We start from the raw sequence: 21,698 nt of genomic DNA, 5'->3' as shown, positions 1-21,698 counted from the left end.
ACCAATAAAAACAAAAACCAGGCGCATGAGCACCTGGTTTTCTACTACTATATTAAACAATATTTTCATCTAAAATAGTCTGCGTTCCCCATACAATATCTTCGATTTCAGAGCCTTCAAGGGTTTCTTTCTTTAATAAAGCCTCGACCAATTGCTGATATTGATTATGATGATTATTAATGAGATTTTCTGCTTTTTCTAATGCTTTTCCAAATAGTTCTTGCATTTTTTCTTCTTTATCCTGTTTATTGAAGGTCAACTGGAACCCTTCTTGAAGCATTCCGGTATCCACCATTTGTTCAATGATTTGTTTTGCCTGCTGCACGTCTCCACCTACACCGATACTGTGTTCACCCAAATGCATTCTTTCGGCAACTCCGCCGGCTAATACCATTGCCACACGCTCTAGTAAGTCACTGGTTGTCGACAAGTGCAGTTCCTTTGGAATGGGTGCAACATAACCCAACGCCTCACCGCGAGGGATAATGGTTGCTTTTCTAACAGAACCTGGCTTCGTTAGCGATGCCACAATGGCATGACCTGCTTCATGGATGGCAACCCTGCGCTTTGTTTCAAGGTCTTGCAATGAGCGGGAGGTACTCCCTAAGATGGTTCTATCCAAGGCATAGTCAAGGTCATGCTTCTTAATCATATCCTGCCCGTTTCGAACGGCTCTCCTACTTGCCGTTTCAAAAAGGGACTGAAGCTCTGCGCCTGAAAAACCAGAGGTACTTTCTGCTAATTCATCTAATTTTGAAAGTACATCTTTAGCAAATGACTTACCTTTAGCATGAATACCAATGATTTCTCTTCTGCCTTTTGTATCGGGCAGCGGTACATGAAAAGAGAAGTCGATTCTTCCTGGTCGCAGAAAGGCTTCATCAAGCAAGTCTTTTCTATTGGTTGCAGCAATAAATAGAATTCCATCATTTGAATGTCCGCCATCAAGCTGTACAAGTAATTCAGTTAATGTTTTTTCTGCTTCCTCGCCACCATGTGCTTTTCTTTTAGCAGCTAGAGCATCTACTTCATCGATGAAAATAACAGCTGGACTTTGCTTTCTAGCCGTTTTAAACAAGGAACGGACCCGACTGGCCCCTACACCAATGAACATTTCATTAAAAGCTGATCCACTGGCTGTAAAAAATGAAGCATTTAGTTCACGAGCAATTGCTTGTGCAAGTAAGGTTTTACCAGTTCCAGGCGGTCCGTACAACAGTATGCCTTTCGGTGGTTTAATTCCTAATTTTGTTGCTCGTTCCGGTTCTTTAAGGGTAGTAAGTGTTTGTAATATTTCTTCCTTCATTTCGTCTCCGAGGCCGCCTACATCTTTTAAGCTAATAGAAGGAAGCGCGCGAGAATTGGCAACACTATTTTTCATTGAATTATTTAATCCGAGGCTGCCCTTTGTTTTTTGAAGAGCGAATGCTGCTCCAGCCAGAAGAAGAATAACACCACCCAAAATCCACTTTCCATATTTACTGCTAGTGGAGTATGAATATTCGATATTATATTTTCCAACCAGTTTGTCTAACATTTGACTATTGGGAGGAACATGGGAAATAAATTCGCCTTCCCTTGTTTGAATATAAAGGCTCCCATCAGGTTTTTCAATTAGTTTAACTACTTTTCCTTGTTGATCTTGAATGGTTTTCTCAACAGAAGAGAAGGGAATAGCGACTTCATTATTTGTGGTTTGGACGACCCAGATCGTTCCTGCAATAACTAATATAAACGCTGCAATTAGCGGAATAAACTTTGAAACTTTTCGTATACTTTGGTTCAATGCCTTCATCTCCTTCAACAGAATACTACTCTATTATAAAGGGGTTTCCAGAAAAATGGATGTGGGAATCGTTGGGAAACTCTTGTGTCGTAATGAAAAAAACACCAGCACTTTTTTGAATAGGTGTGGTGTCTTTTATAAAGATTAGGATAATAGACGTAGATGTGGAATAATTGGCATCAATACACTCTGAGCAATCACACCAATACTTGCACCTATACTCGATGCTTTACTCCATTTAAAAACATGAACTTTTTCGTCTTTTCCTTCATACAAAAATAATAGCTGTTCGCCTTCTTCAGCAATTCCAATTTTTTTATAAGAAATGTTGTTCTCCTTTAAAACAATATCAAAGGCTTTATGCAATAAATTTATGGTCTGCTGATCAATTTTTATAATATTCATTTCCCGTTACCTCCGTTGTGGTTATGTATGAACGGTCCTTAATACAATGATTTCCGCGTACTCTCATTATATTCTTTCTGAACAAGGGATTAAAGAAATAATCGTTGCTGATCCAAATTGAAATATTGCAAAGTTAGCGTTTCAGAGATAAGATTGAGGTTATGGACAAAAATTTTTATTGTCAAAAGAGAGGAAAACGAAATGGGTAACAATTTTAAAGAAGATGTATTGTCACGCCGGACATTTGCGATTATTTCCCACCCTGATGCCGGTAAAACCACGCTAACTGAAAAATTATTATTATTCGGCGGTGCCATTCGTGATGCGGGCACTGTAAAAGCGAAAAAAACGGGAAAGTTTGCTACAAGTGATTGGATGGAAATTGAAAAGCAGCGGGGAATATCGGTAACCTCCAGTGTAATGCAATTTGACTATGATGGATTCCGTGTCAATATTTTGGATACTCCTGGCCACCAGGATTTCAGTGAAGATACGTACCGTACTTTGATGGCTGTAGATAGTGCTGTGATGATCGTCGATGCTGCAAAAGGGATTGAGGCACAAACACTCAAGCTTTTTAAAGTATGCCGGATGCGTGGTATTCCAATTTTTACATTTATGAATAAACTTGATCGCCAAGGCAAGCCGCCACTTGAACTTTTGGCTGAATTAGAAGAGGTTCTCGGCATTGAATCATATCCGATGAACTGGCCGATCGGGATGGGGAAAGAGTTCCTTGGAATTTATGATCGATTTAACAATAGGGTTGAACAGTTCCGTGTCGATGAGGAAGAACGATTTATTCCATTAAATGAAGACGGGGAAATAGCTGGGGACCACCCGCTAAAAACATCGGGACTTTATGATCAAACACTTGATGAAATCATGTTGCTTAATGAGGCTGGAAATGAATTTTCAGCGGAAAAAGTAGCAGCTGGTAACCTGACACCCGTTTTCTTTGGTAGTGCACTAACTGCCTTTGGTGTCCAAACATTTCTTGAGTCTTACCTAGAGTTTGCTCCGCCCCCAAAGGCCCGTAATTCATCCATTGGGGAAATTGATCCATTAGGGAACCAATTTTCAGGTTTTGTCTTTAAAATTCAAGCAAATATGAATCCTGCACACCGAGACAGGATTGCTTTCGTACGAGTGTGTTCTGGGAAATTTGAGCGAGGAATGACAGTGAATATTCCGCGTTTGAATAAACAAATAAAGCTTTCTCAATCGACATCGTTTATGGCGGAAGAACGAAATACGGTAGATGAGGCAGTTAGTGGAGATATTATTGGCTTATACGATACAGGAACTTACCAAATTGGCGACACACTGACTTCTGGGAAGGATGACTTTCAATATGAAAGACTGCCTCAGTTTACACCAGAACTGTATGTCAGAGTTTCTGCCAAAAACGTGATGAAGCAAAAATCATTTTATAAAGGAATTCAGCAGCTCGTTCAAGAAGGAGCAATTCAGCTTTATAAAACAATTAAAACGGATGACTATTTATTAGGTGCAGTTGGTCAATTGCAGTTTGAGGTTTTTGAGCATCGAATGAGAAATGAGTATAATGCAGAAGTATTGATGGAACGGATGGGGTCGAAAATAGCTCGTTGGGTTGAAGGTGAAACCGTAGATGAAAATTTATCGAGTTCCCGTTCTCTTCTAGTTAAAGACAGATATGACCATTATGTATTTTTGTTTGAAAATGACTTTGCTCTCCGTTGGTTCCAAGAGAAAAATCCAACAGTTAAACTCTATAATCCAATGGATCAGGAGACTTAAGAAAAGTGGCGGGTTTGATACCTGCCCTTTTCTATGGATTAATAAAACAGAAAATTCAGACTAACTATCCATAGACGAATCTTTTCAAGGGGCTTTACAATGATTACAATCGTCTATTTATAGACTAAGGAGGAGATAAGTTGGAAAAAGGGTATTTTTTCACTGGTTTTCCTGGGTTCATTTGTAATCACTTGCGCATTCTAAAAAAGAATTAAGGTTGGGAAAAAATATTGAATTTCTGGTATTTTTTGACATAGTCTGGATAAGCTAAGTTGAAGTGTTCTTTAGCTTACAAAAATATGCCATGAGAAGCGGGATTGTACGATGAAAAAGATGAGCAAACTCGAAGCTGTTTTATGGAATATTGCTTTTCCTGGTTTTAGTCAATTGTTAATGGGTCAATATATCAAAGGAATATTGTTCGTTGCATTAGAAGTAATGATCAATGCCAAAAGTCACTTTAATATGGCAATTATGTTGAGCTTCTTAGGAGAAATTGACAAGGCAGGGGCTGTTCTTAACTATCAATGGCTTATGTTTTATCCGTGTGTTTATATGTTTTCCATGTGGGATGGTTATCGTTCTGCCATGCCTGCTAATGAAAAGTACACATTTTTACCATTTGTCTTCGGTGCTTACTTCGTCACTGTGGGATTAATGCTGTCACCAAAAATCACGATTCTAAAAGTTCACCCAGGTCCTGTATTTTTACCGATGTTATTTTTAATTCCTGGGCTGCTAATTGGCTTTATATTGAAATTTTTAATGTCTATAAAGCTTCGAAAAAAAATGATCGAATAAAAAGCTTCAAATCAGGATATATCTGGTTTGAAGTTTTTTATTGAGAAAATTTTTTTATAACCCCCACAAACTGATTCAGAAGAAACGTAACTATGTAGTGAAAAGAAAAAAGCATTAATCGCACTAAACAATAAAGAGGAAATGATAGCCATTCTTGGTGCTATCTTTTTCAAAATGCTAACCCCATAAAGTCAAATATAACAGTCTTATGTTATAATTGGTCGAATAGAGGTGAGCAAATGCTAAGTTTATTGTTTATGGCTAAAAAGAAAAAAAGAACTTTGGAAGAAACCGTTCTCTTAATTCAACAAGGTGAGCAATACCTACTTGACGAAATTATCAGGGCTTATAAGCCATTTATTGCAAAAACAGTGTCTTCAGTATGTAGACGATATATCTATGAAACCGATGATGAATTTAGCATTGGTCTCATCGCATTTAATGAAGCGATAGAGAAATACTCAACTGAGCGCGGAAGTTCTTTATTGAGTTTTTCCGAAGTCATAATCAAAAGAAGAGTTATTGACTATATCCGTAAACAGTCGAAAAATCAGCACCTAAGTTTTGATTTAACCAATGATACCAAAGACGAAGAATCAGCAGGAACAATCATTGTTAATGAGCTCTCACTTGATGACTACAATAAAAAGAATGATGATCAATTAAGGAAAGATGAAATCCTTCACTTTCAAAAATTATTAACTACCTTTGATTTAAGTTTCAGTGACTTAGTTGAGAATTCACCTAAGCACTTCGACGCCCGAAAAAATGCCATTATAATAGCGAAAATGTTAGTAGAAAATCAGGAGTTAAAAGAATTATTATTTACGAACAAGCGTCTACCCATTAAGCAATTAGAAAAAATGGTAGATGTCAGCAGAAAGACGATTGAACGAAACAGGAAATATATTATTGCCATTGCACTTATTTTATCGGGTGATTATATCTTTATGAAAGATTATATAAAGGGGGTGCTTGAAACATGAAAAAGGGAGTTGTAATGGAAATAGATGATGCATTCCTAACGCTTTTAACCCCTGAAGGTGAGTTTTTGCATGCCAAGAGACAAAATCAGCCATATGCAATTGGTGAAGAAATCCACTTTTTTCCGATTGAAAGTGTTAAAACTTCGAATCATTTTAATACATTAAAAAATGTTTTTAAATTAAAACCAGTTTGGGCGCTAATGGCAGCATTATTTATCTTCCTCGGTTCGTTTTTTCCCATGTATCAAAATAATAAGGCATATGCCTATATGTCCATCGATGTAAATCCAAGTATTGAGTTAAGTATTAATAAAAAAATGCAGGTTGTAGAGATAACTGGTTATAACAAAGAAGGAAAAGAGATTATTTCCCAATTGAACAAATGGGAAAAAGAGGATGTTTCTAAAGTAGCTCAAACAATTTTAGCTGAAATGGAAAAAGAAGGCTACTTGAATACTAAGGAAAACATTATTATTTCCACGGTCCGGACAAAAGAGGCTGAAGTTAAGATTGATAAAAAGCTTCAAGAGAATATTGATGAGATCAAGGCGTCAGTGAACAAACAAAAGTTAGAAATTACAGTTTTAAAAGCTACGGAAAGCGAATGGAAAAAAGCTCATAAGCTTGGTATCACAACTGGAAAATACAAGAAAAACAAAATTCAGGGTTCTATTAATCAAAATGTGAAGACAAAAGATAAGGGCGGAAAAATTGATAGGAAAGCTGTACCATTAAGTCCTGCTAACAAAATTCCCCCTGGCCAAGTCAAAAAACAAACAGAAAATAAGGCTATTCAAAACAAAGAGCTTGGTGGAAATAAAAAGCAAATTGAAAAAAAAGGGTTGAATGGAAAAGTTATCGCACCTGACCAACTAAAAAGGATCGAAGCAGGTCAACTAAAACAGAAACAACCACAGCAAAAAAAACAAAATAATCAAAGGGAAAAATCATCCCAGAATAAAAAATCAAAAGTCAACGAAAAACAGGAGAAAGACAGTCAAAAAGTTGATGATAAAAATATTGGCCAGTACCAAGTAAAATATACTCCAAAATATAAAGATAAAAATAGCGAAAAACATGATGAAAAACAAAATGGGGAAAGTTACCAAAAATATAATCACAATCAAAAGAATAAATAAAGTCCGGATATATTATCCCGGACTTTTTTCCATATTTATTAAATTATTTTTGAGTGAATTGTCCAGAAATTTGTGCTTGGGCTTGTTGAACAAGGCGTTTTGTAATTTCGCCACCTACAGACCCGTTTGCTCTTGAAACAGTATCTGAACCTAAATTAACGCCGAATTCTTGGGCAATTTCGTATTTTACCTGGTCTAAATATTGTTCAATCCCAGGCACTAACAACTTGTTACTGCTATTGGCCATTTTATTCAACTCCTTATTTTCGGTACAGAGATAATTTTACCTCTGTATAAGTATTATTTATTTATTTTTGTGATTTATAAGTGGTAATGTTTTTCGGTTTTGGATATTAAAATTTTATAAGAATAAAGAATCCATCAAACAGCCGCTAAAAAAGGCAACACGATGTGTTTGTTTTCCAATTGGCTCTATTTGTACAGGTCTATTTATTCCCAGTGTGATCAAATTATAAGTTAATCGCTTCCTTTACTAACATCTTTTGTGGGATGCATAAAAGGATAAGCTTGTGGTTTCTTTTTACTTTCTAATAATTCACGATTTTCAGCTGTGTTCCAGCCAATATCATTTGTAGGGTGAACCCATTCATCTCCAGCCATGATAGCTGGGTCTGTATCCTTTGTCCAGGTTTCCAATGGTGAATTAGAAGAGGCGTATATACTATCACCAATAGTTACACCATGTCTATTTACAAAAGGAGGCTCCATCTTTATTCCAGTACCTTCAAAGCTTGGGGCATTAATTTGATGTGGCATTGTTTCATTCATGCTTACCTGATCTTCAGACCCTGTATTCTTCGCATTTTTTTTCATTTTTACATCACTCCTGTTTTTTCTTATTTTCTTCGAGTCATGGGATTTTATTTATGAAAAATAAGGAAAGGAATGATAACTCTATATTTGTTCAAAACTATGGTAGTAAGATTAATTTTTAAGGGAGGATTATTCCATGGCTAAACGCAAAGCAGAATTTGATGCAGTAGAAAAATATACAAAAACACCACATAAAAATGTTCAGGAAAGTGAATTTTCTGCGGAATTTACCGATAATAACAATGCTATAAGGTTTCAAAATCGAAATTCAAAATTAGGAAAAAAGGGAAGAAGCTAATGAAAAGCCGCCGTAAAACTCCACCCCGTATTCCGACTGAAGAATTCAGCATTGAATTTGGCGATGTTAACGGCACAAAATTATATGATATTCTCCAGGTTTCACAAAAAGAGAAGAAAAACAATAAAAAGAAATAAGCCGGCAATGCCGGCTTTAGTTAGTTCTCAATAAATGAAAATATTAGTGTACGGCCCTTCATGGGGTCAAAATAAGCTAATACACAGGAAGGCTGTTTATTAATCTTACCAGTTGTTTGATACAATGCTAAATCGAAGGATATTTCTTCCAACATGGTATGTTTATATAAGTCCTTTTCATCAAGGCCTAGATCAATAAACGATGGTCCTAACATCGAAGGGTGTTCAGAAATTTGTTTGTAAATTTGTGTTCTCTTTTCCTTATCAAAGCTAGCTTCCCACCAAGGTTTTCTCGGTTTATATTTATGGTTCTTTAGATAATCATATTTCATCAGGCCTATTATCACATCTAGGTCATTAACCTTTTGGTTGCCCAAAAACGCATGAAGTCTGCGAAATAAATCCTCAAGCTGATGACCAATTCTGGACCAGCCTTGTTTTTCCCAGTAGGAACCAAACTGTTGGAAGAAATCAAAAGGGGATGGAAAAACATTTGTTATTAAGAATTCAACTGTTTCATCCATCCGGTGATCATTCCAATACTTTTCCAAAACATCCTCAACTTGCTTGATTCTAACGATATCATTAAATGAGAGTACGTTATTACTTAATATTTCATATGGAGAATGATCCATATAAACATATTTTTGTTCAGCAGCACGTAGTCGGACTCCAGTTCCTCGAAGCATTTTTAAAAAACCTAACTGCAGTTCTTCAGGACGTAACTCAAAAACATCATTAAACGTTTTTCGAAAAGAAGCGTAATCTTCTTCTGGTAAACCAGCAATTAAATCAAGATGCTGATCAATTTTTTTACCTTCCTTCACCATTGTGACGGTTCTACAAAGTTTTGAATAATTTTGTTTGCGCATCACAAGTTCATTTGTAAAGTCATTAGTTGATTGGACTCCGATTTCAAAGCGGAAAAGTCCCTTAGGTGCTTCTTGGTTTAGAAATTCAATTACTTCAGGCCGCATAATATCTGCAGTGATTTCAAACTGAAAAACGGTACCGGGGAGATGTTCATCAATTAAGAACTGGAACATTTCCATAGCATAGCTCCTGCTAATATTAAATGTTCGATCCACAAATTTGATGGTTTTTGCTCCATGAGTCATTAAATACCGTATATCGTCTTTAATTTTTTCACGATCAAAATAACGGACACCCACTTCAATAGACGACAAACAAAATTGGCAGCTAAATGGACAACCGCGACTAGTTTCAATATAGGTGACTCTTTTGCCTAAATGAGCGATATCTTCAGGGAAGCGATAGGGTGACGGTAATTCCTTAAGGTCTAGCTTATTCATTTGGGGAGTAATGACAACTTGCTGATTATCACGGAAGGCGACACCAGGTACTTTTTTATAGTTACGGTTTTTTTGGATTTCAGCCAGAAGCTGTTTAAAGGTTTGTTCTCCTTCACCCATAACAATATAGTCAACCTCAGGGATCTTCTCCATCCATTCGCGGGTATCATAAGTTACCTCCGGGCCGCCTAGAACAATAATTATCGATGGATCCACTTTTTTTATCAAATTTACAACCTTAATGGTTTCCTCGATGTTCCATATATAACAGCTAAATCCAATGACTTCAGGATTCAGTTGATAAAGATCTGTTACGATATTTAAGACCGGGTCCTTTATTGTATATTCTTTGATCTGTATATTGAATTCTGGTGCTGCATAAGCCTTTAAATATCGAATCGCTAAGTTAGTATGTATATACTTAGCATTCAAGGTAGAACAAATAACATTCATAAAAAAACTCCTTTACATAAATGAAAACAATATATTATTATAACTTATTTTAGACCAAAAGGATAGGAAGCAAACAATCAAAAAGCCCATGCCGATTGGGCATGAGCTTTCATGTGTTGATAAGGTTAAGGTATCATCCAAGATAATACACCGTTTTGTAGGAAGGTAAGAATTCCCACAATAATGACAAGGAAAAAGCTATGTTTAATAGTGAAGCGGAATAACTCGGATTCTTTTCCTGCTAATCCTACAGCTGCACAGGCAACTGCAATAGATTGTGGTGAAATCATTTTTCCAGTTACACCACCTGAAGAGTTAGCTGCAAGGGCAAGTACTGGGTCCATTCCGACGGAAGTTGCTGTGATTTTTTGCAGGTTACCAAATAATAAGTTTGCAGAAGTATCAGAACCAGTAATAAACACTCCAAGCCAGCCAAGGAAAGGTGAGAAAAACGGAAATAGTAATGAACCTGTTTTGGCAAGTGTCATTCCAAGAGTAGTGCTCATACCAGAGGCATTCGTGACATACGCAAAACCAACAACAGCAGCAATTGTAATAACTGGATACTTTAATTCATTAATGGTTTCTCCAAATGTAACGAGCCAATTTTTCCAAGAGATGCCAACAATGAATTTTGTCAAGAATGCCGCGATTAATATTGCAGTACCTGCGGCACCCAGAATCTCAAGTTTATAAATGGCAGAAATTGGAGCACCAGCACTGTTAATAATTTTATTATTGATTAATGGTACATTTGGAATAAAGGTTAATGCGTGTCCGATGGAATTAATAGCTTTTAAGATTGCATTTGCACCTTCATAATGACCAGTTAACGCTAGTTTAATAGTAGGCATACCCCATAAAGTTATGATTCCTGTTAACAATAAGAAAGGGGACCATGCCTTGAAAATTTGCCCTCCCGTATGTTTTACGTCTTGGGTTTTTAATTTCTTTGCGGTAGATGTAGCAGCAAGCTCTTGTTCAGAAGAAAAACGGAAAATAGTTTTTGGCTTCCAGAATTTCAAGAAGATGGCAAGTGCGAATAATGAAACTAGCGCTGATAAGATATCTGGAAGTTCTGGTCCCATAAAGTTAGAAGTAAAAAACTGTGTCAGGGCAAAGGCTACTCCTGAAACAAGAATGGCTGGCATTACTTCTTTCGTTTTTTTCCAACCTGCCATAATAAATACTAAGTAAAATGGGATAAAGACAGATAGAAATGGCAACTGGCGACCAACCATCTTGGAGATTTCAGTAGCTGCAACTCCAGTTGGGCCTTCCATGGCAATGATTGGCGCACCAATTGCTCCGAATGCAACAGGAGCAGTATTTGCAATTAGACAAAGCCCAGCAGCATATAAAGGATTAAATCCTAAACCGACTAAAAGAGCAGCTGATATTGCGACTGGTGCTCCGAAACCGGCTGCACCTTCAAGGAACGCTCCAAAGGAAAACGCTACCAATAGTGCTTGTAAACGGCGATCCTCAGTAATAGATACAACAGAAGTTCTGATAATATCAAATTGTCCTGTCTTTACAGTAAGTTTGTACAAGAATACAGAAGTAATGATAATCCAGCCAATTGGTAGGATACCATATACAGCTCCTTGAGATGCGGACATAAATGCCATCCCTGCTGGCATTTTATAGGCGACAATTGCAATTACTAAGGCAATGGCTAGAGTTGATAATCCAGCAAGATAGCCTTTCATCCGTTTAATTGCTAATGCCCAGAAGAAGTATAAAATTGGAATTAGTGCAACAACTGCGGAAAGCGCGAGATTATCCCCCACTGCGGTAAAATTTTGAGTAAATGTCATAATAGCTTAATCCCCCCTGAATTAGCTTTTTTTGATTTTTTCTTTCCCCAATAAATGGTATCTACCCTCCTTAATTTTAGTAACCGCTTTCAAATAGTGTTATGGTCATCTGATGACTAGATGTCTTATGGTGCTAAAATGAATTATATGGACGAATTGGAAGAAATTCAATCTTTTTTTTTAAAATATCACTTTTTATTATTTCAACGGTAAAAATGATAAAGCCCTCTATTATTTAAGATAACGTAGATGTTAGATGCAGTTCTTTCAAAAAAATGTATAATAAAGATGCGTCCAAATTACGAAATGGTTGATAGGGGATGGATGGGTGAATTATAAAAAAATTAAACCAAAAAAGATATATGAAGAAGTAGCAGAAGCTATTTATGAAATGATTCGAACGGGTCAAGTAAAACCTGGTGAAAAACTTGATTCAGTACAACAGCTGGCGGAGAATTTTCAAGTGGGGAGGTCTGCCATTCGCGAAGCATTAACCTCATTAAGAGCGATGGGCCTCATTGAAATGAAGCAAGGAGAAGGTACATTTGTAAATGAGTTTGAAACAGATCAAATAACCTTTCCACTATCAACAGCTATGTTAATGAACAAAGAGGATATAGCCCAATTATTAGAGGTTCGTAAGATAATTGAAATAGGTACAGCAGCTGCAGCTGCTAAAAAGAGAACCAATCAGCAGCTCATAATTATGGAGAGAGCATTGGAAGAAATGAAACATGCAAATGGGGATGAGGAACTCGGTGAGAAAGCTGATTTACAATTTCATCTTGCTTTGGCAGATGCAGCACAGAACCCACTGCTGCTTAGCTTAATGAATCATGTTTCTGGATTAATGGAAGAAACAATGAAGGAAACTAGGCGAGTATGGCTTTTTTCTAAACAAACAACGGTAGAACGTCTTTATAATGAACATATTGCTATTTATGAAGCAATAAAAGAGCAAGATGTAGATAAAGCAAGCAAGTTTATGCTTATTCACTTAGAAAATGTTGAGGCATTACTACAAAAATATTTTCAATCCACCAATTTATCTAGGTAGTATGTTGGCGAAAGTGATTTATTAAAAACATGTGGCTCTAATTTATTAGGAACGCATGTTTTTTTAATAGCTCTGTTAAAGCTAATTGTTGATCTTGGTACTATGTTGATTGGAGCAGAAATCAGCAGCCAAGTTTATCATAACCATTTAATAATAAATTTTTTTTTGAAAGCACTTTCTTTACAGCGTGTTTTTTTGTATTGTAATAAGGTAGATATTAATTAATATATATTTTTTATCCAAGTCATCTGATGACCAGTTCACCTGCATGATTTGAAGAAAATCAGATATTTAGGAGAGGAAGACAAACATGAAGGTTACACTTTTTGCGACTTGTATTGTAGATATGTTTCAAAGTAATGTAGGGAAAGCAACAGTAGAATTGCTTGAAAGGCTTGGATGTGAAATAGATTTTCCTGAATCCCAAGTATGCTGTGGACAGCCATCATATAATAGTGGTTATGTTAAAGAATCAAAAGAAGCAATGAAGCGTATGATTGACACTTTTATAGATGCCGAGTACATAGTATCTCCATCCGGTTCTTGCATCACAATGTTCCACGAATATCCACATATATTTAAGGGCGACCCTGTTTGGGAACCAAAAGCAAAAAAATTGGCGGAAAAATCATTTGAACTTACACAATTTATTGTAGAAGTCATGAAAATTGAAGATGTTGGTGCCCGTTTTGAAGGAAGTGTAACATACCATACCTCATGTCACATGACGAGATTGTTAGGAGTTAAAAAAGCTCCTATGGTTCTATTAAGCAATGTAAAGGGCCTTAAGTTTACTGAATTACCTGGAAAGGAACAATGCTGTGGTTTCGGCGGAACCTTTTCGGTTAAAATGGCACAAATCTCAGAGCAAATGGTCGATGAAAAAGTTCGCCATGTTGAAGAAACCGGTGCTGAATACCTTATCGGTGCTGATGCAGCATGCTTAATGAATATAGGTGGACGGATAGATCGAGTAGGAAAGCCAATTAAAGTGCTGCATATTGCTGAGGTATTAAATAGCCGTGGATAGTTATTTACTTGCTTAATAAATTTACTTGAGTGGAGGAATGGTTCGTATGTCAATGAAGATTAGCACGGATCAATTTAAAGAACGTGTTGATAAAGGGATCCATGATGACTTCATGCGGGGTGCCGTTGCGGGAGCACAGGACGGTATGGGCGTAAAAAGGCGTGTTGCAACAGAAGAATTAGGAAACTGGGAAGAGTGGCGCTCACATGGGGAAGAAATTCGTCAACATGTGTTAGAGCACTTAGATTATTACTTAGAGCAATTAAGTGAAAATGTAGCTAAGCGGGGTGGGCATGTATTTTTTGCTCAGACCAAGGAAGAAGCTAATGATTATATTCGTGAAATAGTTAAGAAAAAAGAAGCAAAGAAAATTGTTAAATCCAAATCAATGGTAACAGAGGAAATCAGCTTAAATGCAATGCTGGAACAAGAAGGCTGTGAGGTAATTGAAACGGATCTAGGCGAATACATTCTTCAAGTTGATGATCATGATCCGCCATCTCATATTGTCGTGCCCGCCCTGCATAAAAATAAAGAACAAATTCGTGACGTGTTTACTGAAAAGCTTGGTTATAAAAAGACTTCAAAACCAGAAGAATTAGCCTGGCATGCACGTGAAATGCTTAGGAAGGAATACCTATCAGCCGATATTGGTATAACCGGATGTAACTTTGCAGTGGCAGAGACCGGTTCTTTTAGTTTAGTGACGAATGAAGGAAATGCTGATTTAGTTACCGCGTTACCAAAAACACAAATTACCGTCATGGGTATGGAAAGACTTGTCCCAACCTTTGAAGAGATGGAAGTTCTTGTTAGTTTATTAACGAGAAGCGCCGTAGGGCAAAAATTAACCAGTTATATTACCGTGTTAACTGGACCAAAAGAAGCATTGGATGCGGATGGTCCGGAGGAATTTCACCTCGTCATTGTCGATAATGGCAGATCCAACATACTTGGCGGGGAATTCCAGTCGGTATTGCAATGTATCCGTTGTGCTGCATGTATTAATGTATGCCCTGTGTATCGTCATGTGGGCGGACACTCCTACGGCTCGATCTATTCTGGCCCAATAGGTGCGGTCCTGTCTCCTTTATTAGGTGGATATGACGAATTCAAAGAATTGCCTTACGCATCAACTCTATGTGGTGCTTGCACTGAGGTATGTCCGGTAAAAATACCGTTACATAACCTTCTCCACAAACACCGTGAAATCATTGTCGAAAAAGAAGGAAAAGCACCTATTTCCGAGAAACTGGCGATGAAGGCTTTTGGTTTAGGGGCAGCATCACCACTCTTATACAAGCTTGGTTCGAAAATGGCACCAGCTGCAATGAACCCGTTTACGGTTGGAGAGAAAATATCAAAAGGGCCAGGTCCATTAAAGGCTTGGACAGATATTCGTGAGTTTCCGGCACCAAATAAAGAGCGATTCAGAGATTGGTTTAAAAACCGTGAAAAAGGAGGCCAATAATCATGGTAGGGACGATTCAAAATCGGGATAAATTTTTAAATCAAATTGCCGGCCGCCTTGAACGCCCACGAATTTCCTCTGCGGTTGAAAGGCCGACTTGGAAATTCGAGCCCCAATATGAGGTGTTAAAGGATGCTACTCAGGACGATTTGTTAGCGGTATTAACAGAACAATGTAAGAAAATCCATACAAACCTCTATGTAACTGACAGTAAAGATTTAGCAACTACGCTTAACAAAGTGGTTTCAGGCTATGGTGGCGGCCCAATTGTAACCTGGAAAGATGAGCGCTTTTCTCAGTGGGGGCTGGATCCGCTATTTAAGCAAGAATGGCCTAGCCGGAAAATGGAAGTATTTGAATGGAATCACACCAAAGGGAAAGAAAATATCGCGAAAGCGGAAAAGGCTAATGTCGGGATTACCATAAGTGAAATAACACTTGCAGAATCCGGCACGGTGGTTTTGTTTAGCGATGAGAATAAAGGAAGAACAGTTAGCTTTTTACCAGCAACCTATATTGCACTTGTACCGAAAAGCACTTTAGTTCCACGGATTACGCAAGCTGCTCAAAAGATGAGGGAGATTCACAAGAAAACGGGGCATGTTGCTTCATGCATCAATTTTATTACCGGACCAAGTAACTCTGCGGATATTGAATTGAATCTAGTAGTTGGTGTCCATGGGCCAGTAAAAGCTTCCTATATTGTTATTAACGATCTTTAAACAAATGAAATGGTCTGTATCCTGAAATGGATGCAGATCATTTTTTTATAATCTGTTATACAACATAAATTCACCTGTTATATAATTATGAAAGCCCTTTAAAGTCATATATGGTAACCCTTATTCAATAAAACTTTTATGTGTTTCAAAATAATTATCGTTATGTTTGACTTTTATCACAGCGTATTAAAAATAGTTGTCTTACAATAGTTTTTGGGAACCTTAAATTTTTATGTCTATTTCGTGTTATTTTATTGAACGAAGTTAGGGAGGGACATTATGTCTATTTTACCGAAAAAAAATGAATTAGGATTTTTTGAAATCCGTCTTGAATCAATTGGGGGGCTGGGAGCTAACCTGGCTGGAAAAATGTTAGCGGAGGCTGGTGTTTTAAGTCTTGGCTTGAAAGGATCCAATTTTTCATCCTACGGCTCTGAGAAAAAAGGGTCTCCAGTAAAGAGTTTCATTCGCTTTTGTGAACCAGATGTAGAAATTAGAGATCATAGTCCAATTGAACAACCACATATTGTTGGTGTTTTCCATGAAGCCTTATATAGAACGGTTGATGTTGTTAGCGGTTTGAATGCTGATAGTATAGTCTTAGTAAATACAGCAAGGGATTTTGATGAAGTTAAAACGGATTTACAATTAGATTATGGTACACTAGCGATTGTTGATGCCCTCCAGATAGCCGTAGAGGAAAAAACTAAAGTAAATACGGCAATGCTAGGAGCATTATATCGTATTTGTGATTTTCTAGATCCTGAATCCATGAGAGACGTGATTCGGAAAACGTTTACGAAGAAATACCCGCATCTTGTTGAACCAAATATCCGCACTTTTGACCGCGGTTATAATGAGGTTCAATTTAAAACATATGAAGTGCCAGAAGGGGCTGAAGGAAAAGCCTTCACACGCCCACTTCCTCAGCTTGGCTACTTGACTCAGGAAATCGGTGGTGTCATGGTTTCTCAAGCAAATAGTATTTTTAAAGATTTAAGTGGTTCACGCCAAGGATTCCTTCCGGAGTTCCAACAAGATAAATGTATTCACTGTGCTGCATGTGACAACGTTTGTCCTGACTTTTGCTTCGTTTGGGAAGAAGGAGAAGATAAGCGTGGAAGAAAACAAATGTTCCTTCAAGGTATTGATTACCAATACTGTAAAGGCTGCCTGAAATGCGTGGAGGCATGCCCAACCGACGCACTCGGTGATCTTCGTGAAATGCTTGGGTATGCAGATAATAACCGCGTAAAGCAAAACTTTCCTTATATTGCAGGAGGAATCCAATAATGGCTATTTTAGAAGATAAATTAACAACAAAAGGTGTAGCAGAACAAATTTCTACTTTTGAATCTGGAAATGAAATGGCTGCAATGGCGGCAGCACAAATCAATTATCATATTATGGGATATTTCCCAATTACACCTTCAACAGAGGTTGCTCAATTTTTAGATCAAATGAAAACGCGCGGGGAGCATGATATTAAACTGATTCCTGCCGATGGCGAGCACGGTTCAGCAGGTATTTGCTACGGTGCTGCGGCAACTGGTGCACGTGTTATCAATGCAACCAGTGCAAATGGATTCTTATATATGCTTGAACAAATGCCTGTCCAATCAGGGACTCGTTTTCCAATGGTTATGAATCTAGTTACTCGTGCCGTCAGTGGTCCGCTCGATATTCGTGGCGATCACTCGGATCTCTATTATGCATTAAATACAGGCTGGGTAATCTTAACAGCAAAAACACCGCAAGCTGTATATGATATGAATATTATGGCGCTTAAAATTGCCGAACATTCAAAGGTTCGCTTACCAGTTATTGTTGCTTATGATGGCTTCTTTACATCCCACCAAAAGCGTCGAGTGGAATTCTTTAAGGACCGCAGTGTTGTACAGCAATTTGTAGGTGAATGTCCAACCGATTACAACTTTGTTAGAGACTTGAGGAAGCCGGTAACGATTGGTGCTCATATGAGTGGTGACGATTTCATTAACAATCACTACCAACAATCAGAAGCAATGTACAATGCTGGTGAGGTATTTAAGGAAGTGGCTGCGGAATATGCTAAGCTTTCTGGAAGAGAATATCCAGTTCTAGATTTATATAAAATGGAAGATGCTGATGTAGCATTATTCCTATTAAACTCTGCGGCAGAATCTGCTAAAGATGTAGTGGATCAACTTCGTGCAAAAGGAATTAAAGCAGGTGTAATTAGCCCGAATATTATCCGTCCATTCCCTGCAAAGGAAATTCGTGAAGCCCTTAAGAATGTAAAATCATTATTGGTTGGGGAACGTGCGGATTCTTACGGAGCAAATGGTCCTAACCTTACACATGAAGTGAAATCTGCACTTCAAGATGACAAAGACAACCAGACGATCGTGTTAAGCCGCGTATTTGGTCTCGGCGGTAAGGATTTCTATGCAACTGATGCACAGGCTTTCTTTGAAATGGCACTTGATGCAAAGGAAAAAGGCTATGCTGAAAAGCCCTTTGATTACTATGGTCATATTCCAGGTAATCCTGAAAAAATCCTTAAGCCTGTTATTTTGCCACAGCAGGGGGATGTTTATAAAACAGGTTTAATTGATGTGAAAATGGATGAAGAAACCAATAAATTAAAGGTGAAAATCCCGCCGTTACGTGCTTTAACTGGTAAACCGAAACGGATTGCCTCCGGTCACGGGGCATGTCCAGGATGCGGAATTTTTGCTGGACTCGAGTTATTCTTTAAAGGGATTGAGGGAGACATTGTTACTCTATTCCAAACGGGATGCGCTTATGTAACAACAACATCTTATCCTAGCACCTCCCATAAGCAAACGATGATGCACAATTTGTTCCAAAACGGTGCCGCAACGCTTTCAGGTACTGTTGAAGCATTCATGGAATTAAAACGACGTGGCGAAATTGAAGTATCGGATGACGCCACATTTGTTATGATTACTGGTGATGGTGGTATGGATATTGGTATGGGTTCAGCGATTGGTACTGCTCTTCGCGGACATAAACTGATTATGCTTGAATATGATAATGAGGGCTATATGAATACAGGCTCACAAATGTCTTATTCAACACCACTGGGTCATATGACAAGTACATCGGGAGTTGGAAAAGCACAGCGAGGAAAAGCCTTCCACCATAAGGATACTCCGCAAATTATGGCTGCTACCAATATTCCTTATGTGTTTACCGGTTCGGAAGCCTTTCCGCAGGACTTAGTTAAAAAAGGTGCAAAAGCACAATGGTACGCACAAAATGTTGGAACAGTATATGGAAAACTTCTCATTACATGCCCACTTAACTGGAAATCTGATGACCGTTTTGGTGCAAAAATTATCGAAGCTGCTGTAGATTCTTGCTTCTTCCCGCTATATGAAGTAGAACAAGGTGTTACAACCATAACTTACAATCCAGAAGAGAAGAACAAACCAATTCCACTTTCTGATTGGCTAAAATATATGGGGAAAACAAAACACCTACTTAAAGATGAAAACAAGCCAATGCTAGAAGAATTTGAAGCAGAAGTTGAGAAAAGATGGCAGAGACTCAAAGCAAAGAATGAAAATCCTATGCTGTAAAAAAAGCAATTCAAAAAAACACTTCATTGGGAAGTGTCAGATTGTCGAGAAAGGGTATTTTTCTCGGCAATTTTTTATTCTCAGCATTTAATTATTCATTGTACCTGCTAATGGGCCTGTTGATTTCCGCTCTAGGCACTTCGCTTTCCGCGGGCGGTCGGGGAGCCTCCTCGGCGCTAGCGCCTGCGGGGTCTCCCCAGCCCCGTCCTCCCGCAGGAGTCTGCGTGCCTTCCGCGGAAATCAACAGGGAGGTAATCAACCTAAAGAATTGCAACACACTTTTTCTAGCCTTGCTAATTGTGTTGCAATCTTTTTCATATTTTGGCAGGCTGCCGTATGGAGAGCCTGTTCGCTTGCTTTCTTCAATCCCCGTAACCGGCAATAGCGAAACCCGTGCAGCTCTTTTGAGTCTGCGAAGCTTCGCTCAATTTTTTCCTTTCTAAATTTATAAAGCATTTTTCCAGATTTAGATAAGCGATTTTCCCTTACCTTTTCCTTGTGCTCTTCCCAAACATGACGTGTCACTACTTTTACCTTATTTTTGGAGCGTGTACATTGGGAAAGAAGTGGGCAGTTTGAATTTATGTTTATTAGCGTTAGCCTTAAATGAGTAGAATCCGAAAATAAGACACGACCACCTACCATTTTGTGATTCATTGCCTGGAGAACAATCTCATCAAATATTTCCTGAAAGATATCGGTACCTTTAAAACGATGTTGGCGATTCCAACTAATCGTTGAGTGGTGTGGAACAGGATCCTTAAATTTCAGGCCTAAAAACAAGTGGTAGGCAACATTCATTTCAATTTCTCTTTGTAATTGTCGCTCGGATCGGATGCCATATATATAACCAATAAACATCATTTTAAATAGAATAGTGGGATCGGAAGGGCGTCCGTTATCATCACTATAATAAGGACGTACCTTTTCAAGAAGGAATGAAAGATCAATATATTTATCGATTAAACGAAGAAGGTAACTGTCAGGAACCAATTCATCAATAGAAACAAATTCATATTCACTTTGGGTAGATACTCTTGGTTTAAACATAGATTTCACCACTTAATTTTTTATTGTTTGGTTGTGTTAAGAGCAGTGTATTATTGATTTTACAGCTCTGTTGATTTGCGCGGAAGGCACGCAGACTCCTGCGGGAGTACGGGGCAGGGGAGACCCCGCAGGCGCTTCAGCGCCGAGGAGGCTCCCCGGCACGCCCGCGGAAAGCGAAGTGCCTGGAGCGCAAATCAACAGACATGTTGCAAAGCCTATATATTAATAATATTATAATAAATTAACGCGGTGAATGGTTAAAGTTATTGTAGAAAATAAGAGGCTGTCGAAAGCTTCTCGACAGCCTGACACTTCATTGGGAAGTGTTTTTTTTGTTGGTTATTGACAGGGTTATATAAATTTGATATACATCTAATTAGATGTGTATCAAATTAGAATGAAGAGGAGGTAGTGCATTGATACAATTAGACCGTGTTGTTGCGTTTTATAAAACGATGGGGGATCCTACACGGATTAGAATCGTTGCTATATTAGCAAAAGGTCCACTCCATGGGCAGGCAATAGCGGGTAAGCTTGGCTTGTCCGCACCTACGATTACCCACCATTTAAAGAAATTACGAGATATCCATGTGGTATATGACAGAAGAGTGAAGAATACGATTTACTTTTACTTAAATGAATCGTTGATTAACCAGCAGGCAAAGGTGTTTACAGAGCTGTTAGAAAAAAAGGGGAAGGAGTTGGATGAAATGGTCGAGTCAAGTATCGAGAGACAAAAAATTATCGAGAACTTCTTTATGAAAAATGGGAAGCTAAATAATATTCCTGCCCAAAGGAAGAAGAAATTAATCGTGTTCGAACACATGGTACGTGGGTTAAAAATAGGTGAAAAGTATGAAGAAAAACAATTAAACGAGTATATAAAACAATTCCATGATGATTATGCAACAATTCGCAGAGAGTTTATCATAAATCATTACATGTTCCGTGAAAATGGTATTTATGAACTAAATCCAGAAGAAATGTGGGCAAAACTTGACTAGAAAAGCAATCCGAAAGTTCGGAT

20 protein-coding genes are annotated in these 21,698 nt (G+C 38.0%); 13 read left to right on the top strand and 7 right to left on the bottom strand.

The features are described from left to right. Positions 1-52: 52 nt before the first annotated feature. Positions 53-1,786, bottom strand: coding sequence for an AAA family ATPase (locus QF028_RS19095; protein WP_429467771.1), 1,734 nt, complete (start codon positions 1,784-1,786; stop codon positions 53-55). A gap of 144 nt (positions 1,787-1,930) precedes the next feature. Next, a complete protein-coding gene (locus QF028_RS19090) occupies positions 1,931-2,191 on the bottom strand; it encodes a hypothetical protein (RefSeq protein WP_098933116.1) in 261 nt (86 codons plus the stop codon). Between the two features lie 201 nt (positions 2,192-2,392). Here QF028_RS19090 and QF028_RS19085 point away from each other — a divergent pair, with 201 nt between their 5' ends. From QF028_RS19085 to QF028_RS19070, 4 genes are all read left to right on the top strand, one after another. After that, positions 2,393-3,973, top strand: coding sequence for a peptide chain release factor 3 (locus tag QF028_RS19085; RefSeq protein ID WP_098933115.1), 1,581 nt, complete (start codon positions 2,393-2,395; stop codon positions 3,971-3,973). Positions 3,974-4,297: 324 nt separating this feature from the next. After that, positions 4,298-4,774 (top strand): hypothetical protein, encoded by a 477-nt coding sequence (locus QF028_RS19080; protein WP_214999439.1) that lies wholly within the window; start codon positions 4,298-4,300, stop codon positions 4,772-4,774. 239 nt (positions 4,775-5,013) lie between these two features. Further along, complete coding sequence (gene sigI, locus QF028_RS19075; RefSeq protein ID WP_410881923.1) at positions 5,014-5,760, top strand: RNA polymerase sigma factor SigI; 747 nt, start codon at positions 5,014-5,016, stop codon at positions 5,758-5,760. Continuing rightward, complete coding sequence (locus tag QF028_RS19070) at positions 5,757-6,899, top strand: anti-sigma factor domain-containing protein (protein ID WP_429467767.1); 1,143 nt, start codon at positions 5,757-5,759, stop codon at positions 6,897-6,899. The genes sigI and QF028_RS19070 overlap by 4 nt, the downstream gene beginning before the upstream one ends. Before the next feature lie 43 nt (positions 6,900-6,942). Here QF028_RS19070 and QF028_RS19065 read toward each other — a convergent pair whose 3' ends face one another. Further along, a complete protein-coding gene (locus tag QF028_RS19065; protein ID WP_088086184.1) occupies positions 6,943-7,146 on the bottom strand; it encodes an alpha/beta-type small acid-soluble spore protein in 204 nt (67 codons plus the stop codon). A gap of 230 nt (positions 7,147-7,376) precedes the next feature. Continuing rightward, complete coding sequence (locus tag QF028_RS19060; protein ID WP_410881921.1) at positions 7,377-7,733, bottom strand: DUF3905 domain-containing protein; 357 nt, start codon at positions 7,731-7,733, stop codon at positions 7,377-7,379. 136 nt (positions 7,734-7,869) lie between these two features. Between QF028_RS19060 and QF028_RS19055 the strand changes: the two genes are divergently transcribed. Both QF028_RS19055 and QF028_RS19050 read left to right on the top strand, forming a co-directional pair. After that, positions 7,870-8,031: a hypothetical protein gene (locus tag QF028_RS19055; protein WP_166257651.1), complete on the top strand. Its 162-nt coding sequence runs from the start codon at positions 7,870-7,872 to the stop codon at positions 8,029-8,031. Next, a complete protein-coding gene (locus tag QF028_RS19050) occupies positions 8,031-8,168 on the top strand; it encodes a hypothetical protein (protein WP_168242602.1) in 138 nt (45 codons plus the stop codon). Before QF028_RS19055 ends, QF028_RS19050 begins: the two co-directional genes overlap by 1 nt. A 20-nt stretch (positions 8,169-8,188) precedes the next feature. On the opposite strand, the gene QF028_RS19045 is transcribed toward QF028_RS19050, so the two are convergent. After that, the gene (locus tag QF028_RS19045) at positions 8,189-9,934 is read right to left on the bottom strand and encodes a B12-binding domain-containing radical SAM protein (RefSeq protein WP_429467762.1); all 1,746 of its coding nucleotides are present in this window, start codon (positions 9,932-9,934) and stop codon (positions 8,189-8,191) included. A gap of 125 nt (positions 9,935-10,059) precedes the next feature. Continuing rightward, positions 10,060-11,754 (bottom strand): L-lactate permease, encoded by a 1,695-nt coding sequence (locus tag QF028_RS19040; RefSeq protein WP_429467760.1) that lies wholly within the window; start codon positions 11,752-11,754, stop codon positions 10,060-10,062. Positions 11,755-12,082: 328 nt separating this feature from the next. Between QF028_RS19040 and QF028_RS19035 the strand changes: the two genes are divergently transcribed. The 6 genes from QF028_RS19035 to QF028_RS19010 all read left to right on the top strand — a co-directional run bounded on the left by QF028_RS19035 (position 12,083) and on the right by QF028_RS19010 (position 19,621). After that, positions 12,083-12,811, top strand: a complete 729-nt coding sequence (locus QF028_RS19035; protein ID WP_168242605.1) for a FadR/GntR family transcriptional regulator — start codon at positions 12,083-12,085, stop codon at positions 12,809-12,811. A gap of 310 nt (positions 12,812-13,121) precedes the next feature. Next, positions 13,122-13,841: a (Fe-S)-binding protein gene (locus QF028_RS19030; protein ID WP_429467756.1), complete on the top strand. Its 720-nt coding sequence runs from the start codon at positions 13,122-13,124 to the stop codon at positions 13,839-13,841. A 46-nt stretch (positions 13,842-13,887) separates the two neighbouring features. Continuing rightward, on the top strand, positions 13,888-15,312 hold the full coding sequence (locus tag QF028_RS19025; RefSeq protein WP_410881912.1) for a LutB/LldF family L-lactate oxidation iron-sulfur protein: 1,425 nt from the start codon (positions 13,888-13,890) through the stop codon (positions 15,310-15,312). A 2-nt stretch (positions 15,313-15,314) separates the two neighbouring features. Further along, positions 15,315-16,034: a LutC/YkgG family protein gene (locus QF028_RS19020; protein ID WP_429467753.1), complete on the top strand. Its 720-nt coding sequence runs from the start codon at positions 15,315-15,317 to the stop codon at positions 16,032-16,034. Positions 16,035-16,313: 279 nt separating this feature from the next. Next, positions 16,314-17,327 carry a 2-oxoacid:acceptor oxidoreductase family protein gene (locus QF028_RS19015; protein WP_429467750.1) on the top strand — a complete coding sequence of 338 codons (1,014 nt, stop codon included), beginning with the start codon at positions 16,314-16,316 and terminating at the stop codon, positions 17,325-17,327. Further along, entirely contained in the window at positions 17,327-19,621 is a 2,295-nt protein-coding gene (locus QF028_RS19010; RefSeq protein ID WP_429467747.1) for a transketolase C-terminal domain-containing protein, read from the top strand. The genes QF028_RS19015 and QF028_RS19010 overlap by 1 nt, the downstream gene beginning before the upstream one ends. A 255-nt stretch (positions 19,622-19,876) precedes the next feature. Here QF028_RS19010 and QF028_RS19005 read toward each other — a convergent pair whose 3' ends face one another. Then, positions 19,877-20,671, bottom strand: a complete 795-nt coding sequence (locus tag QF028_RS19005; RefSeq protein WP_429467745.1) for a transposase — start codon at positions 20,669-20,671, stop codon at positions 19,877-19,879. A gap of 419 nt (positions 20,672-21,090) precedes the next feature. Here QF028_RS19005 and QF028_RS19000 point away from each other — a divergent pair, with 419 nt between their 5' ends. Continuing rightward, positions 21,091-21,675: a metalloregulator ArsR/SmtB family transcription factor gene (locus QF028_RS19000; protein ID WP_214999973.1), complete on the top strand. Its 585-nt coding sequence runs from the start codon at positions 21,091-21,093 to the stop codon at positions 21,673-21,675. Positions 21,676-21,698 lie beyond the last annotated feature (23 nt).

Source organism: Neobacillus sp. B4I6 (genome assembly GCF_050434045.1).
Lineage (GTDB): Bacteria > Bacillota > Bacilli > Bacillales > Cytobacillaceae > Neobacillus.
This window is presented reverse-complemented; position numbering and strand designations above follow the sequence as displayed.